Below are 15479 nucleotides of genomic sequence, written 5' to 3'. Positions count from 1 at the left end.
TCGTAAGCGACGGTGACCGCTCCGTGAGGAGCGTTGAACGACGGGGCGGCTCGGGATCTTGGCGGTGAACGAGCCGTCTCCCTCCTACCTGGTCGATCCCCCTTCCGCGGTCGTCGGGTCGACCGGGGCGATGTGCCTCCGGGCGAAATCGGCGATGTGCTCGTGAACCAGCCGGGCCGTGCCGTCGGCGTCTCCGGCGCGGGCTGCATCGAGCATCCGTGCATGCTCTTCGGCCTCGTGCTGCCACGAGGCGCTGCGTGCCCACGAACCGGCCGAGATCAGAGCGATCTGGTCGCGGAGGCCGTCGAGGGTCTGGAGCAGCAGCGGGTTCCCGGAATGCCGATACAGAGAGCGATGGAACGCCCGGTTGGCGAGGCTGCGTTCCGACCCGCTCTCGGCGGCCGCGGCGCGGGCGAGGGCGTCGGACGCCTCGGTGAGATCGGCTCCCGAGGCGACGCTGCGGCGCACGGCCTCGGGTTCGAGCAGCAGCCGCATGTCGTAGATCGCCACGGCGTCGTCGTCGCTGAAGACGCGCACGGTCGCGCCCGAGTACGGGCGGATGACCACGAGTCCCGTTCCCTCTAGCGTCTTCAGGGCCTCGCGGACGGGGGTCTTGGATACCCCCAGGCGACCGGCGAGCTCGGATTCGACGAGGGCTTCACCAGGGGAGAGCTGTCCGTTGAGGATCGCGTTCTTCAGGATCTCGAGCACGTGCGAGGTGCGTGACGTCGTCCCGACCGGACCGAACTGCATCGTCGCTGTCATCGTCACTCCTCGTGGTGTTTCGTACATCATATATGACCCAGGCCTCCAGTGCGAGTCCTTACCGGTCGAGGGGGGATCTGTCAACGTCGTAGGTGCGAGGGGGTCGCGGTGGGCATGATGACATCGTCACCGGGCGAACACGATCCGGGGCCGGCTACGCCGTTCGAGCAAGGGAGACCGATGATGGCAACCCAGGTGAGCAAGGCACTCCTCGTGCGACTGGAGGCGCTGCCCGGCAAGGCGGACGACCTCCGGGCGTTCCTGAACCAGGGGCTGACGATCGTGGAGGGGGAGCCGAAGACGGTGCGGTGGTTCGCGCTGCAGTTCGGACCCACGTCGTTCGGCATCTTCGACGCCTTCCCCGACGACACCGGGCGCCAGACCCACCTGTCGGGCGAGGTCGGCCGAGCGCTCGGCGAGAACACCGGGGTGCTGTTCGGCGAGCCCACCGTTGAACAGGTCGATGTCGTCGCTGAGAAGCAGCCCGCCTAGGCGCGCGGCAGGATGACGGCCATGGAGCACCGCCCGTTCGGGCACTCGTCGTCGAACGTCTCCGTGATCGGGCAGGGCACCTGGTACATCGACGACGCCCACCGCCCGACCGCCGTCGCTGCGCTGCGTCACGGGATCGACAGCGGAATGACGCACATCGACACCGCCGAGATGTACGGCGACGCCGAGCTGGTGGTCGGTGCTGCGATCGCCGGGCGGCGGGAGGAGGTCTTCCTCGTCTCGAAGGTGCTCCCGAGCAACGCCTCGCGTGCCGGAGTGGTGGCGGCATGCGAGCGCACGCTGACCCGCCTGGGCACCGACAGGCTGGACTGCTACCTGCTGCACTGGCGCGGCTCGCATCCGCTGGAGGAGACTTTCGCCGGCTTCGAGCAGCTGCGCGAGCAGGGCAAGATCCGGTCGTGGGGCGTGAGCAACTTCGACGTCGACGATCTGGAGGACGCCTGGCGGTCGGGCGGGGAGGGGCGCCTGGCCTGCAACCAGGTGCTTTACCACCTCGAGGAGCGCGCGATCGAGCACGCCGTGCTCCCGTGGTGCGAGCGGCAGGGCGTCGCCGTGGTCGCGTACAGTCCCTTCGGTCATGATCGCTTCCCGGATGCGCGCACGCCGGGCGGCCGCGTGCTGGAGCAGATCGCGGCGGAGCACGGCGCGACCGCCCGGCAGGTCGCCCTGCGCTTCCTCGTGCGCCGGCCGGCCGTCTTCGCCATCCCGAAGGCCTCCACCGTGGAGCACGCCGACGACAACGCCGGGGCGGGCGCCCTGACGCTCAGCACCGCCGAGCTCGACCGGATCGACGCCGCATTCCCCCGCGGTTCCCGGCCGCGGCGGCTGCCCATGCTGTGACGCCCACCTCCGTGGGCGTTCTGCAGCTCAGGGGTGGCTCCCGTGGGGGGCGCTACCGGCGTGAGTCGTGCCGAGATCCCGGAACTGCATGGCGGAGAGTTCCGGCGGGACATCGCCCTCACCCCAGGCCGCCATCACGTGGCTTCCGAGGTCGGCGTGCGCGATGAACCCGGAACAGTGCGAGCGGCACCAGAGTGCGTATGTGATGCCGGCGAGCTGCATCGGGAGAAATGCCCAGCCGCTGCGGTCCCGAGCCAAGGACTGCGACGTCTCGGCGGCGGCGTCCATGCGTTTCCTGGTCTCCTCGCGGGGGAGACCAGGCGGGATGGCCTGCAGCATCAACGAGCCCGCCGCGAGGGCCGCGATCGAGACGGCGTCGGTCATGGTGCCGTGCGGATGGCCGCCACTGCCGAGGCGCTCGCCCAGGCGCACCAGCGTCCTGACGGTGAAGGCCGAGCCGGTCGCCGAGCGGACCTCGACGGAGGCCTCTGACGGGACCCCGTCGTCTGATCCGGTACCGATCAATCGTGTGCCCGCGACCCAGGGGTCAGGAACGATCGCGAGCACGCCGCCACCGACCTTCACTTCGCTCGACCCTCACTCGGCGACGTCGTCGGTGGGTGCGACGAGGCAGAACGGATGCCCGGCCGGATCGAGGTACACCCGGAACGTGTCGGTGCCCGAGCCCGTCGGGGTCGCGCCGATGGCGAGCACCGCGCGCTCGCCCTCGTCGAGGTCGGCGACCTTGACGTCGAGGTGGAGCTGCTGGGGCACCGACTGACCGGGCCAGTCGGGCGCGCGGTAGTCGTCGACGCGCTGGAAGGCGAGCAGCGGGCGGCCGGTCGCGCCCGGTGGCAGTACTTCGGCCCAGTCGGGGTCGTCCTGCACGCTCTCGCCACCGATGAGCTCGGCGTAGAAGCGGGCGAGCGCGCGGGTGTCGGGGCAATCGAGCACGACCACGTCGAGGGATCCGATCATGCGCCACACCCTAATCGCGCGGGCAGGTGATGGATAGCCTCGGGCACAGGTGGGGTGCGTGGTGGCACGCTGGGGAGGGGAGGCGGCGCGCAGCGTGCGGGCCGAGCATCCGAGCGATAGAGCGATAGAGCGATCGAGCATTAGAGCGATACACAGACAGAGCGACTGAGCGATCGAGCGGCAGAGCAATAGACCGGGAGAGCGAGACACCCATGACGACGAACGACGACGGCACCGCGGATGCGCCCCGCGACGAGGAGCTCGCTGCGCTGATCAAGGCGGCCGACGAGGACGAGGGGGCGGGGGCGTCGGAGATGTCCGACCGCCTGCGCGACCGCACCGAGCAGAGCGCCGCCGAGCCGGAGCAGGCCGGCGACCTCGAGGACTGAGCGTGCCGAGGCGGGAGGGACGGCGGAGGCGGGCTGAGGGCGTGTTCGCCGCGCATCCGACGATTCTGGTCGTGGGGTCGGCGCTGTTCCTGGTCTTGACGATCTGGATGTGCGCGGCCCACGGGTGGCGGCTCGGGGAGACAGTGGGGCACGGGTTCCGCAGTGCGCCGCTCTGGGTGGTGGCGCTCGTGGGGCTGCCGCTCTGGTCGCTCGGCGTCGTCGTCGGCGTCAGACGGGTCGTCGCGGGGACGAAGCGCGATGGCGCCCGGCGTGGATCGTCCCGCATCGAGCCGGCTGTCGGGGAGCAGCGGCGCGTCGAGCAGCCCCGCACCGACCCCGCCGAGCAGTGACCCGGCGGCCGCGTTAGCTTAGGGGAATGGCTGCCCGACCCAGACGTGCGAACCTGACCCTTCCGCTGCTGGCGGTCGCCGCGATCGTCGCGGGCGTGGTCACGGTGGTCGTCTCGACCCCGCAGTCCGCGTCGTTCGGGTGGTTCGCCTATGCGCCGCTGTCGGGCACGATGTTCAGCCCCGCAGGGGCGGTCGTGATCGGCTGGGGGAGCGTGCTGGGAGCGATCGTCGTGGCGGGCGGCATCGCCGGGCTCGCGTTCTGGGCCGGGTGGATGCTCGGGCGAATGCGATCGAAGAACGCCCCTGACACGACGAAGGCCCCGCCCGCCGAGAGGGCGGACGGGGCCTGACGGCCGGCGGCTCAGTTGTTGTCGAGCGGGAGGCCCGGCGGGTTGACGAGCGAGGTCTCGACCGCCTCGTTCTCGAGGTTGTAGGCGGCGAGCCACTGGTCGTACTGGCCGTTCTCGATCAGGTGGTTGATGGCGTCGGCCACCGGCTGCGCGAGACCCGAGTCCTTCTTCACGGTGGCGGCGATCAGGCCGTCGAGGGTCTCGCCGGCGCCCGAGAAGGTGCCCGCGGTGCGGGTGGGGTTGGCGCCCGACTGCGAGGTCGTGTTCTGGTAGGCGATGCTCGGGTTGGGGCCGAACGAGGCGTCGATCTTGCCCGAGTTGAGGGCGAGCGTGGTGCTGTTCGCGTCGGGGAAGTAGACGACCTCGAGCGTCTTGCCCTCCGCCTCGAGCTTCGTCTTCCATTCGAGCAGAATCTTCTCCTGGTTGGTGCCCGAGCTCACAGCGACGGTCAGGCCGTCGAGGTTCTCGTAGTCGCCGTCGAAGTCCCAGTCGTTTGAGGCGAGCACCTGGAAGGCCAGGTTGTCGCCGCGGTACGAGGCGAAGTCGTACTTCTCCTTGCGCTTCTCGGTGTCGGTGATGTTCGAGAAGCCGACGTTCGTGGCGCCGGTGTCGATGCCGACGAACAGGTTGTCCCAGGTGGAGTTCTGCACGACCGGCTCGAGGCCGAACACGGCGGCGACCAGGCGGCCGAGGTCGGGCTCGGCGCCGGTGAGGGTCTCGTTGTCGTCGCCGGTGAAGGCAAGCGGCGGGAAGCCGGCGGGCAGGGCGCCGACACCGATCACGAGCTTGCCGCTGTCGAGCACCTCCTTCGGCAGGGTGTCGCGGATGCTCTCGACCGTCGACACCTCGATCGACGTCTCGGTGGCCGCACCGTTGGAGTGGGCGCCGACGGTGACGGTGCCGTCGGGGGCCGCGTCGGCGCCGGTGGCCGACGCGTCGGAAGCGCAGGCGGCGAGGCTCGACACGAGCAGGGCCGCGGCGGCGAGGGCTCCGAGCGTTCGGAGGCGGGTGGGGGTGGAGTGGGGCATGGTGTGTCCTTCGCTGTGATGGTGGGTGATGCAGGGGTGAGAAGAAGAGAGGGGAGGCGCTACGCGAGCACCTTGTCGAGGAAGTCCCGCGTGCGCGGATGCCGCGGCGCCGCCAGCACCTCCGCGGGCGGCCCCTGCTCGAGCAGCACGCCCTCGTCGAGGAACACCACGTGGTCGGCCACCTCGCGGGCGAAGCCGATCTCATGGGTGACGACGACGAGCGTCTTGCCGCTGCCGGCGAGGGTGCGGATGACCTGCAGCACCTCCCCGACGAGTTCCGGGTCGAGCGCGGAGGTGGGTTCGTCGAACAGCAGCACGTCCGGGTCCAGGGCGAGTGCCCGGGCGATCGCCACGCGCTGCTGCTGGCCGCCCGAGAGCTGCCGCGGGTAGGCGGAGGCCTTGTCGGCCAGGCCGACTCGCGTGAGCAGGGCCAGGGCGCGGGATCGCGCATCCGCTGCTCTGACACCCTGGGCGACGGGGGCCTCGACGACGTTCTCGAGCACGGTCAGGTGCGGGAACAGGTTGAAGTTCTGGAAGACGAAGCCGATGCGGGAGCGCTGGCGGAGGATGTCGCGTTCGCGGCGCTCCTTGAGGCGGTCGCCGCGCACGGTGACGCCGATCAGCTCGCCGCCGAGGGCCACGTAGCCCTCGTCGAGTTTCTCGAGGTGGTTGATGGCGCGCAGCAGGGTCGACTTGCCCGAGCCGCTGGGGCCCAGGATGACCGTCACGGTACCCGCGGCGAGGGTGAGGTCGACGCCCTTCAGCACGGTGCGGCCGCCGTACGACTTCGTGGCGTTGTGAATCTCGATCGCCGCGCTCATCGGACACCCCCGGGGGACGAGTGAGACGACCGGGCCGACTGGGACGACTGGGACGACTGGGACGACCGAGCCGACCGCACCAGCCCACCCAGCCCGCCCCGCACCCGCTGCCACGGCGTCGCCGGCAGCACCCGCACCGACCCCCGGGCGTAGAACCGCTCGATGTAGTACTGCACCACCGAGATGGCGCTGGTCAGCACGAGGTACCAGATCGTCGCCACCACGAGCAGCGGGATGATGTCGGTCGGGTACGTGCTGCCGAGGTTCTGCACCACGCCGAACAGGTCGAGCAGCGACACGTAGAACAGCAGCGAGCTGGCCTTCAGCAGTCCGATGATCTGGTTCACGTAGGCGGGCACGATCGAGCGCAGCGCCTGCGGCAGCACGATGCGCGTGAACTGCCGCCGCGACGGGATGCCCAGCGCTTTCGCCGCCTCGTGCTGCCCCTGGTCGACGGCCAGGATGCCCGACCGCACCACCTCGGCGCTGTACGCGATCTCGCTCAGGCTGAGCCCGATCACGCCGAGCGCGAGGGAGGACAGCAGCGTGAACGTCGGCACCTCGAGCTGCGGACCGAACGGAACGCCGATGCCGATCGTGGGGTACAGGTTGCCGAGGTTGAACAGGAAGATCAGCACGAGGATCAGCGGCACCGAGCGGAACAGCCAGATGTACAGCCAGCTCAGCGTGCTGAGAACCGGGTTGCCCGAGATGCGGCCGAGCGCCACGACGATGCCGCCGAGGAAGCTCACGACGGCACTGATCGCGGTGGCGACGAGCGTCAGCTGCAGCCCCTTGAGAATCGCGGGGGCGAACAGCCAGGTGCCCACCTTCGACCACTCCCAGGCGGGGTTGGTGAAGAGGGTCTGCACGACGTTCAGCAGGAGCACGAGCACGACGGCGGTGATCACCCAGCGCACGGGGTGGCGCAGCGGCACGACCGGTCGCTCGGCGAGTCGCTTCAGGTCGATTCCGGGCGGCAGGGGCGTGCCGGGCGCGGTGGCGTCATCGGGCGCGCCGCGCTCGCCGGGTGGGGTGGCGGATGCTCGGCCGCCGTCGCTCGCCGCGCGCACCCTCGTCGACAGCCCGCTCATGCGAGCACCTCCTGCGTGCCGCGGCCCGTGCCGAGCCGCCGGTTCGGCAGCGCCGCGTAGAAGTGCGCGAGCGACTCGTCGTGCCGCCGCCGGATGTCCTCGACGTCGAGCGGCTCGGCCCCGAGTGATTTCGCGAAGCCGTGGATGACGACCTCCTCGGCGCTCAGCGCGGTGTCGAACAGGGGCGTGTACCCGGTCTCGAGGTAGAGCCGCTGGGCCTCCGGCTGGCGGGGCCCGGTGGTGAGGTACACGCGGGTGAAGCCGCGGCGGCGCGACTCCTCCTCGAGCTCGGCGACGACCCGGCGGGCGAGGCCCTGACGACGATGGTGCTTCGAGGTCCAGATGCGCTTGAGCTCGGTGGTCGCCGGGTCGAAGGTCTTGAAGGCGCCGCCGGCGATGGGCGTGCCGTCGCGCAGCAGCAGCACGAAGGCGCCGTGCGGGGGAGCGAACTCGGAGGCCGGGTAGCGGCTCAGCTCGGTCGACGCCGGTTCGCCCCAGGCGTCGCCGTAGCGGGCGTCGTACTCCTCGGTCAGCTCGGTGACAAGCGGGAGGGCGAGCGGGTCGTCGGCGGCGACGTAGCGGAACTCGTCAGGCTGCGGCACGGGAGCGCTCCTCGTTCGTGATGCTCGCCGAGGTGGCAGCAGCCGCGGCATCGCGCCGAGCCACCTCCTCGCGCACGAGCGGGATGACGTACCGCCCGAAGTCGATGGTGTCGTCCACGTAGTCGTACCCGCGCGCCGAGATGATGTCGACGCCGAGGTCGACGTAGTCGAGCAGCGCCGCCGCGACCGTCTCGGGCGTGCCGACGAGCGCGTTCGAGTTGCCCCGTCCGCCCGAGGCCGCGGCGACCTTCGTCCACAGGGCCCGGTCGTAGCGGTCGCCCTGCTCGGCGATCGAGAGCAGCCGCTGCGAGCCCGCGTTCTCGGGGTTCCGCAGATCGCCGGCGGCCGCGCCGAGCACGCCGGTGCGCTCCTCGATCCGGCCCAGGATGCGCTCCGCCTTCTCCCAGGCGAGCTCCTCGGTCGCGCCGAGGATGGGCCGGAACGCCACCTGCAGGCGCGGCCTCGACGGCCGTCCGGCGGCCAGGGCCGCATCGGTGATCGTGCGGATCTGCTCGGCCGTGCTCGCGAGCGGCTCGCCCCAGAGCGCGTAGATGTCGCTCTCCGCTGCGCCGATCGCGTACGCGGCGGGGGAGGACCCGCCGAACGAGACCTGCGGTCGCGGCTGCTGCACCGGCCAGACGTCGCTGACGAAGTCGTCGAAGCGGTAGTGCGTGCCGTGGAAGCTGAACGGCTCCCGGCTCGTCCACGCCTGCTTCAGGATGCGGATGTACTCACCGGTGCGCTCGTACCGTTCGTCCTTCGTCAGGAAGTCGCCCTCGGCGGCCTGGTCGGCGGTCGACCCGCCCGTGATGATGTGCACCGTCAGCCGGCCGTCGCTGATCTGATCGAGGGTGGCGATGACCTTCGCCGCATAGGTGGGGTACGACACGTTCGGCCGGTGCGCCAGCAGGATCTGCAGGCGGTCGAGCTTCGAAGCCACGTACGCCGCCGCGGTCGCGGGGTCGGGCGAACCCGAGTGGTAGGCGAAGAGCACGCGGTCCCAGCCGGTGTCCTCGTGGGCCCGGGCGAGGCGCAGCGTGTACTCCTTGTCGAAGCTCGCGCCGCTGCGGGCGCGGGTCTCGCTGCCGTCGTTGGTGGCGGCGATGCCGAGGAATTCGATGGGCATGGGGTTCCTTCCGTCGCAGCGGGGCGCTGTCGTGGGGCCGACGTTAGGTGCGCCGGGGGCCGCCCGCCAACGAACCGCGTTCACAAAGCGAAACCTGCGTCATGGTTGGTCACAGTGCTCGCATCGAGCGGATGCGCGGGCGATCCTCGGGGCATGTCCGCACGTATCCCGGCCCCCTCGCACCCGGCCCCCACCCGCCCCGCCGCCCCGGTCTCGATCGCGATCGTCGGCGCCGGCCCGCGGGGTGTCGGAGTGCTCGAGCGCCTGGCGGCGAACCTCGACGAGCTCTGGGGCCGCGACCGGCGCACCCGTGACGGCGCTCCGGCGCTCGTCGTGCACCTCGTCGACCCCCACCCGGCCGGCCCCGGCCGCATCTGGCGGCACGACCAGTCCCCGCTGCTGAAACTCAACTCGATGGCGGCCGACGTCACCATGTTCACCGACGAGACCTCCACCGTGGACGGGCCGGTGCGCCCCGGGCCCTCGCTGATCGAGTGGGTCGACCGGGTGCGTTCGGGGAGCATCCGGGTGCCCGCCGACCGCCTCGACGACGCCCTGCGTGCCGAGCTGCGGCACCTCGGGCCGGCGAGCTTCCCGACGAGGCGCCTGCAGAGCCTCTACCTCCGCTGGTTCCACGAGGAGGCGCTCGCCGCACTCGGCCCGGGCGTCGAGGTGCGCGAGCACCGGGCCCGCGCGACCGCGGTGACCGAGCTGCCGGATGGCCGCCGCCGCGTCGGCCTCGACCGGGGCCGGGCCCTCACCGTCGACCTCGTGCTGTACTCCCTGGGTCACACGGGCGCCGATCCGCAGCCCGAGCACGCCCGGCTGATCGACTTCGCCCGGCGCCGAGAGCTCTACTACCTGCCACCGGCCTTCACCGCCGACGCGGACACCCGCGCCATCGTGCCCGGCCAGCGGCTGATCGTGCGGGGCTTCGGGCTCGCGGCGGTCGACCTGATCGTGCTGCTCACCGAGGGGCGCGGGGGAGTGTTCCGCCGGGAGGAGGGGCGGCTGAGGTACGAGCCCTCCGGGCGGGAGCCGCGCATCCTGATCGGTTCACGGCGCGGGGTGCCGTACCACTCGAAGATCGGCTCGGCGCTCGCCGGCGAGGCCCCGACGGGGCGCTTCTTCACCCCCGCGGTCGCCGCGGAGCTCGAGGCGTCGCGGGGTTCGCTCGACTTCGCCGCCGACGTCTGGCCGCTGATCGCGCAGGAGATGCTCTGGGGCTACTACCGGGAGCTGGCGACCGGCCACCCGGAGCGGGTGCGGATCGGCTGGGCCGAGTTCGCGGCGCGCTTCGAGGCACTCGACCCGCGGGCGTCGATCGCGGCGACGGCGTCGGGTTCGCCGGCGGCAGTGCCGTGCGGTCGCGGTTTCGCCGCCCCGGTGGTGAGCGACGCGGCCGACGAGGAGCGGGTGCGGCGGGATGCCGCGGCGCTCACGGAGCTGATCGAGCACGCGGTCATCCACGAGATCGACCGGCTGTTCCTGCCTACCCTCGATCGTCCGCTCGATCGTGTGCTCGATCATCCGCTCGATTTCCCGGCCGACGGTGCGGAGGACCTGCAGCAGCGCGTGCGCGACTACATCGAGCGCGACCTGCGCCTGCGCACCCGGCCCGAGCACAGCGCCACCCTCGGGCTGTTCATCGCGCTGCTCACCTCGCTGTTCGCCCTCGCCGAGATCGTCTCATCACCCACGTGGACGGCCCGGTCGCGCGTCGAGGACATCAACGGCTGGTGGCTCGGCTGGTTCAGCTTCATCGCGAGCGGCCCGCCCGCCCATCGGCTCGAGGAGCTGCTGGCGCTGTCGGAGGCGGGGGTGGTGCACTTCCTCGGCGCCGGGCTGCGGGTCGAGGCCGACGAGGAGGGAGGGGTGTTCCGGGCGAGCTCCGCCGACCACGAGGAGGTCACCGCCAGCGCCCTCGTCGACGCCCGCCTGCCCGAGACGAGTGTGACCCGCAGCGACAACGCACTGCTGCGCGCGCTGCTCGACGCGGGCGCCGCGGTCGAGGACGTCGCCCACGACGCCCACTTCCGCGCGCCGACCGGCCGCCTGGCGGTGCGCCCCGACGACCGCCGGGTGCTACACGCCGACGAGCCCTCCGGCCGCAGCTACGCCATCGGCCCGTACACGAACTCGCCCTTCGTGGGCGCCTTCTCCCGCCCCCGCACGAACGCGGTCGCCTGCCGCGAGAACGACCGCGTGGCCCGCGCACTCCTCCGCCACCTCGCCGACCTCGCGGCGCCGGAGCTGGCTGCGCCCGCTGCACCCGCCGCGGACAACGCCACTCCGCTCCCGCCCGACGCCTTCACCGACCGCCTTTGGGGCGAATTCGCGGCCCGGCCCCGCTGACCCGCGGCCCCGCTGACCGGCGGCCCCGCTGACGCGCGGGGTCAGGCCTGCGCGACCGCGCGGGCGGGCATCCGGTCGACCTCGACGGCCACGAGCAGCTCGTCGTCGACCGTGACCGGATGCACGGCCCCCACGATCTCGAGCGCCGTCTCGGTCTCGCGCTCGGCGCACGACGGACCCACCCAGAGTTCCACCGCGCCCGGCTCCACGATGCGCGTGAGGTCGACACCGCTGAAGGCGAGCCGGGTGGTCGGCACCCGGAAGCGCACCACCGCTTCCTCGCCCGGCTCGAGCGCCACCCGGTGGTAGCCGAGCAGCTGGGCGACCGGTCGGGTGACGCTGCCCACGAGGTCGCGGGCGTAGAGCTGCACGAGGTCGGTGGCCGCGCGGTCGCCCGTGTTCCGGATGCGCACCGAGGCCCTGAAGGCGTCACCGGCGGTGACCTCGGCATCGGCGGTCAGCTCGGAGCGCTCGAAGGTGGTGTAGCTCAGGCCGTGGCCGAACGGCAGCACGGGAGTGCTGTCGGCGCTCGTGACCTCGGAGGCGCCGCCGAGGATCGGGTGGTGGTAGGAGAAGGGCTGGGCGCCGGCCGAGCGCGGCAGCGACACGGGCAGGTGGCCGCTCGGCGACACGGCTCCCGAGATCACGTCTGCGAGAGCCGTGCCGCCCTCCTCGCCCGGGAAGAACGCCTGCAGCACGGCCGCAGGGCGCGCGGCGCCCGAGATCGCCCAGTCGATCGCGTAGGGCCGGCCGGTGACGACCACCATCACCACCGGCGTGCCCGACGCGACGACCGCTTCGACGAGCTGCCGCTGCACACCGGGGAGCTCGAGACTCTCGACGTCGTTGCCCTCGCCGACGGTTCCGCGGCCGAAGAGGCCGGCCCGGTCGCCCACGACGACCACGGCCACGTCGGCGTCCCGGGCGCTCGCGACGGCCGCCGCGATGCCGGAGCGGTCGTCGCCTTCGACGTCGGCACCCTGCGAGTACGTCACGGTGGCGGCGGAACCGAGGGCGTCGGCCAGGGCGGCGCGCACCGTGGGGATCTCGATGCCCATCGGGGTTCCCGGGTGGTGCGCCAGCACGTGGTTGACGAAGGAGTAGCAGCCCATCAGGGCCTCGGCCGAATCGGCATTGGGCCCGATGACCGCGACCTGGGAGGGCTGCGCGAGCGGGAGGACGCCGTCGTTGCTCAGCAGCACGACGGATTCGGCGGCGAGCTGCCGGGCGAGCATCCGGTGCTCGGCATCGTCGAGGTCGATCGTGGTGGGAGCCTCGTCGAAGGTCTCGTCGAGGAGGCCGAGCTCCTCCTTCTCGCCGAGCACCCGCAGCACCGAGCGGTCGATCAGGCTCTCGGGAACGCGGCCGGCGCGCACCTCCTCGGCGAGCGCCAGGTACGCGTCACCGGTCGGCAGCTCGACGTCGATGCCCGCCTCGAGGGCGAGCCGGGCGGCCTCGCCGAGCGAGCCGGCGACGGCGTGCATGCTCGCCAGGAAGGCGACGGCGAAGTAGTCCGACACGACGGTGCCGTCGAAGCCCCAGCCGTCGCGGAGCAGACCGGTGAGCAGGGCGGCGTTCGCGGCGACCGGCACCCCGTCGATCTCGGTGTACGAGTTCATCACCGAGCGGGCGCCGCCCTCGCGGATCGCCATCTCGAACGGCGGAAGGAACACGTCGGCCAGCTCGCGGGCACCGAGGTGCACCGGCGCGTGGTTGCGGCCGGCCTGCGAGGCCGAGTAGCCGGCGAAGTGCTTCAGGGTGGCGTGCACGCCGGCCTGCTGGAGACCGCGCACGTAGGCGGTGCCGATGGTGCCGACGACGTACGGGTCCTCGGCGATGCACTCGTCGACCCGGCCCCAGCGGGGGTCGCGCACGACGTCGAGCACCGGCGCGAGCCCCTGGTGCACTCCGACCTCGCGCATCGAGCGACCGATCGCGGCGCCGACCCGCTCGACCAGCTCGGGGTCGAACGCGGCGCCCCACGCCAGCGGGGTGGGGAAGGTCGCGGCCTTCCACGCGGCGAGCCCGGTCAGGCACTCCTCGTGCACGAGGGCCGGGATGCCCAGCCGGGTCTCCGCGACGAGCCGTCGCTGCTCGGCCCAGAGCCAGTCGGCCCGCTCCACCGGGTCGATCGGGCGGGTGCCGTAGACCCGGGTGAGGTGGCCGATGCCGTGCTCGACGGCGTCGCGGTAGAGACCGCGGGTGTTCATGTCTCCGGCCATCGGCGCGACGGCGTCGTCGCTCTGATCGACCCAGAAGCCCACGAGCTGGGCGAGTTTCTCCTCGAGCGTCATCTGGGCGAGCAGCCCGTGCACACGGTCGGAGGCGGGGAGGGGAGTGGTCACGACGGGTTCGCTTTCGGCTAGCAGGAGAGGGTCAGCCCTTGACGGCGCCCGTGAGACCGCCCACGATGCGCCGCTCGAAGAGGCTGAAGAAGATGAGGGCCGGGATCATCGACAGCGAGGTGAAGGCCAGCACCTTCGCCGTGTCGACCGAGTACTGCGACGCGAACGCCTGGGTGCCGAGCGGCAGCGTGAACGCGGCCTCGTTGTTGAGGATGAACAGCGGCAGGATGTAGGAGTTCCAGCTCGCGACGAAGGCGAGGATGCCCACGGTGATCACGCCGGGCACCGCCAGCGGCAGCACCATCCGCCAGAAGAAGCCGAGGCGGCTGCAGCCGTCGATCGACGCCGCCTCCTGCAGCTCGCGCGGGATCGCCGAGAGGAACGGCACCAGCACGATGACCGTCACCGGCAGCCCGAAGGCGATCTGCGGCACGATGACGCCCGCGAGCGAGTTCATCAGCCCGAGGTCGCGCACCAGGATGTAGAGCGGCGTGATCGCCACGGTCATCGGGAACATCAGACCGGCGGTGAACAGGGCGTACACGGCACCGCGCCCGCGGAAGGCGTAGCGCGAGAGGGCGAAGGCCGCCATCAGGCCGAGCACCACGACGAACAGGGTGGTCACCACGGCCGCGATGGTCGAGTTGGCCATCTGGCCCCAGAACACGCCGCTGCCGAGCACATCGGAGTAGTTCGACCAGTTCCACTGCACCGGCAGCCCGGCGGGGTCGACGGTGATCTCGGAGTTCGACCGGAAGCCGCCGAGGATGATGTAGGCGATCGGCGCGAGCATGAGGCCGACGAGCACGAGCGCGACGAAGTAGATCACGAGGCTGCTCGAGCGGCGCCGGGTGCCGACGGGGGCGGCGGATGCGGCCGGTGCGCGCCTGGTCGTCGACTGCTCCGTCACCGGCTTCTGCAGGGTGGGGGTTGCCATCATTTGCTGCTTCCGGTGAGGGCGCCGTCGGTGTCGCGGCGCAGCACGAAGCGCTGGTAGAGCAGCGCCACGGCGAGGGAGATGAGGAACATGACGACGGCCACCGCGCTGCCGTAGCCGTAGCTGCCGGCGTTGCGGCCGTTGGCGACCATGTAGGTGGCCATCGTCGAGGTGCCGGCCGTGGAGGCGACGTACTGGCCCCAGATGATCCAGACCAGGTCGAACAGCTGCAGCGACCCGATGATCGACAGGAACGCCCAGATGCGCACGGTCGGGCCGAGCAGCGGCAGCACGATGTGCCGCTGGATCTGCCAGAACGACGCGCCGTCGATGGCCGCCGCCTCGGAGAGCTCCTCGGGGATGCCCTGGAGCCCGGCGAGGAAGAGGATGACGGCGAAGCCGATGTACTTCCAGGTGATGATGACGAGCAGGGTCCAGATCGCCCGGCCGGGCTCCGAGATCCAGTCGGCGGCGAAGGCACCGAGCCCGGTCTTGTCGAGCAGACCGTTGACGGCGCCGCTCGACTGGAGCATCAGCCCCCAGCCGAGACCGACGACGACCTCGGAGATGACGTAGGGCACGAAGATCAGCACCCGGATGACCGACTGGAACCGCAGCTTGCGGTTCAGCAGCAGGGCGAGCCCCAGGGCGAGGGGGCCCTGCAGCACGAGCGACATCACGACGATGAAGGCGTTGTGCCCGAGCGCCTCGTGGAAGTCGGGGTCGGTGAGGATGGTGACGTAGTTGCGGATCCCGACGAAGTCGACCGCCGGGCCGTAGCCCGACCAGCTGAAGAATCCGTAGTACGCCGCCATCGCCACCGGCAGGATGACGAAGCCGCAGAAGACGATCAGGGCGGGGCCGAGCAGCAGGGCCAGTTCGCCCCGGGTCGCCCAGCGGCGACGGCGCGCCGTGGCTCCCGTCGACGGCCCGGGCGTCGGCGTCGATGTCGGCGTCAGCGGGGGTGCGGTCACGGTAGCCACGGC

At 71.5% G+C, this 15479-nt stretch carries 17 protein-coding genes; 6 read left to right on the top strand and 11 right to left on the bottom strand.

Going from position 1 to position 15479, the window contains the following annotated elements:
• Positions 1–84: 84 nt before the first annotated feature.
• Positions 85–765 carry a GntR family transcriptional regulator gene (locus NVV95_RS16480; RefSeq protein WP_259487640.1) on the bottom strand — a complete coding sequence of 227 codons (681 nt, stop codon included), beginning with the start codon at positions 763–765 and terminating at the stop codon, positions 85–87.
• A 180-nt stretch (positions 766–945) separates the two neighbouring features.
• On the opposite strand from NVV95_RS16480, the gene NVV95_RS16475 reads away from it, so the two are divergent.
• The gene (locus NVV95_RS16475) at positions 946–1257 is read left to right on the top strand and encodes a putative quinol monooxygenase (protein WP_259487639.1); all 312 of its coding nucleotides are present in this window, start codon (positions 946–948) and stop codon (positions 1255–1257) included.
• 21 nt (positions 1258–1278) lie between these two features.
• Positions 1279–2118, top strand: a complete 840-nt coding sequence (locus tag NVV95_RS16470; protein WP_259487638.1) for an aldo/keto reductase — start codon at positions 1279–1281, stop codon at positions 2116–2118.
• A 27-nt stretch (positions 2119–2145) separates the two neighbouring features.
• Here the strand turns inward: NVV95_RS16470 and NVV95_RS16465 are convergent, their stop codons facing one another.
• Together NVV95_RS16465 and NVV95_RS16460 are read right to left on the bottom strand one after the other, a co-directional pair.
• Positions 2146–2703 (bottom strand): hypothetical protein, encoded by a 558-nt coding sequence (locus tag NVV95_RS16465; RefSeq protein WP_259487637.1) that lies wholly within the window; start codon positions 2701–2703, stop codon positions 2146–2148.
• A gap of 12 nt (positions 2704–2715) precedes the next feature.
• Entirely contained in the window at positions 2716–3096 is a 381-nt protein-coding gene (locus NVV95_RS16460) for a VOC family protein (protein WP_259487636.1), read from the bottom strand.
• 212 nt (positions 3097–3308) lie between these two features.
• On the opposite strand from NVV95_RS16460, the gene NVV95_RS16455 reads away from it, so the two are divergent.
• From NVV95_RS16455 to NVV95_RS16445, 3 genes are read left to right on the top strand one after another with little or no spacing between them, the layout of a single operon-like run.
• Positions 3309–3485, top strand: a complete 177-nt coding sequence (locus NVV95_RS16455) for a hypothetical protein (RefSeq protein ID WP_259487635.1) — start codon at positions 3309–3311, stop codon at positions 3483–3485.
• A gap of 2 nt (positions 3486–3487) precedes the next feature.
• A complete protein-coding gene (locus NVV95_RS16450; protein WP_259487634.1) occupies positions 3488–3835 on the top strand; it encodes a hypothetical protein in 348 nt (115 codons plus the stop codon).
• A gap of 26 nt (positions 3836–3861) precedes the next feature.
• Positions 3862–4185: a hypothetical protein gene (locus NVV95_RS16445; RefSeq protein WP_259487679.1), complete on the top strand. Its 324-nt coding sequence runs from the start codon at positions 3862–3864 to the stop codon at positions 4183–4185.
• Between the two features lie 11 nt (positions 4186–4196).
• Here NVV95_RS16445 and NVV95_RS16440 read toward each other — a convergent pair whose 3' ends face one another.
• Genes NVV95_RS16440 through NVV95_RS16420 form a run of 5 tightly spaced genes read right to left on the bottom strand, consistent with a single transcriptional unit; the run spans position 4197 to position 8856 of the window.
• Positions 4197–5213 (bottom strand): transporter substrate-binding domain-containing protein, encoded by a 1017-nt coding sequence (locus NVV95_RS16440; RefSeq protein WP_259487633.1) that lies wholly within the window; start codon positions 5211–5213, stop codon positions 4197–4199.
• 59 nt (positions 5214–5272) lie between these two features.
• The gene (locus NVV95_RS16435; protein ID WP_259487632.1) at positions 5273–6034 is read right to left on the bottom strand and encodes an amino acid ABC transporter ATP-binding protein; all 762 of its coding nucleotides are present in this window, start codon (positions 6032–6034) and stop codon (positions 5273–5275) included.
• Entirely contained in the window at positions 6031–7128 is a 1098-nt protein-coding gene (locus NVV95_RS16430) for an amino acid ABC transporter permease (protein ID WP_259487631.1), read from the bottom strand. Before NVV95_RS16430 ends, NVV95_RS16435 begins: the two co-directional genes overlap by 4 nt.
• Positions 7125–7730, bottom strand: coding sequence for a GNAT family N-acetyltransferase (locus tag NVV95_RS16425; RefSeq protein ID WP_259487630.1), 606 nt, complete (start codon positions 7728–7730; stop codon positions 7125–7127). The genes NVV95_RS16430 and NVV95_RS16425 overlap by 4 nt, the downstream gene beginning before the upstream one ends.
• The gene (locus tag NVV95_RS16420) at positions 7717–8856 is read right to left on the bottom strand and encodes an LLM class flavin-dependent oxidoreductase (protein WP_259487629.1); all 1140 of its coding nucleotides are present in this window, start codon (positions 8854–8856) and stop codon (positions 7717–7719) included. The genes NVV95_RS16425 and NVV95_RS16420 overlap by 14 nt, the downstream gene beginning before the upstream one ends.
• Positions 8857–9009: 153 nt before the next feature.
• Between NVV95_RS16420 and NVV95_RS16415 the strand changes: the two genes are divergently transcribed.
• Positions 9010–11211, top strand: coding sequence for an FAD/NAD(P)-binding protein (locus NVV95_RS16415; protein ID WP_259487628.1), 2202 nt, complete (start codon positions 9010–9012; stop codon positions 11209–11211).
• A gap of 41 nt (positions 11212–11252) precedes the next feature.
• On the opposite strand, the gene NVV95_RS16410 is transcribed toward NVV95_RS16415, so the two are convergent.
• Genes NVV95_RS16410 through NVV95_RS16400 form a run of 3 tightly spaced genes read right to left on the bottom strand, consistent with a single transcriptional unit; the run spans position 11253 to position 15467 of the window.
• On the bottom strand, positions 11253–13556 hold the full coding sequence (locus NVV95_RS16410) for a beta-xylosidase/alpha-l-arabinosidase (RefSeq protein WP_445727694.1): 2304 nt from the start codon (positions 13554–13556) through the stop codon (positions 11253–11255).
• 31 nt (positions 13557–13587) lie between these two features.
• Positions 13588–14496 carry a carbohydrate ABC transporter permease gene (locus NVV95_RS16405; protein WP_375163854.1) on the bottom strand — a complete coding sequence of 303 codons (909 nt, stop codon included), beginning with the start codon at positions 14494–14496 and terminating at the stop codon, positions 13588–13590.
• Positions 14493–15467 carry a carbohydrate ABC transporter permease gene (locus NVV95_RS16400; protein ID WP_375163855.1) on the bottom strand — a complete coding sequence of 325 codons (975 nt, stop codon included), beginning with the start codon at positions 15465–15467 and terminating at the stop codon, positions 14493–14495. Before NVV95_RS16400 ends, NVV95_RS16405 begins: the two co-directional genes overlap by 4 nt.
• Positions 15468–15479: the final 12 nt, after the last annotated feature.

The organism is Herbiconiux gentiana (assembly GCF_024978135.1).
Taxonomy (GTDB): domain Bacteria; phylum Actinomycetota; class Actinomycetes; order Actinomycetales; family Microbacteriaceae; genus Herbiconiux; species Herbiconiux gentiana.
The sequence above is the reverse complement of the archived record's forward strand: the minus strand, read 5'-3'. Positions and strand labels throughout refer to the sequence as shown.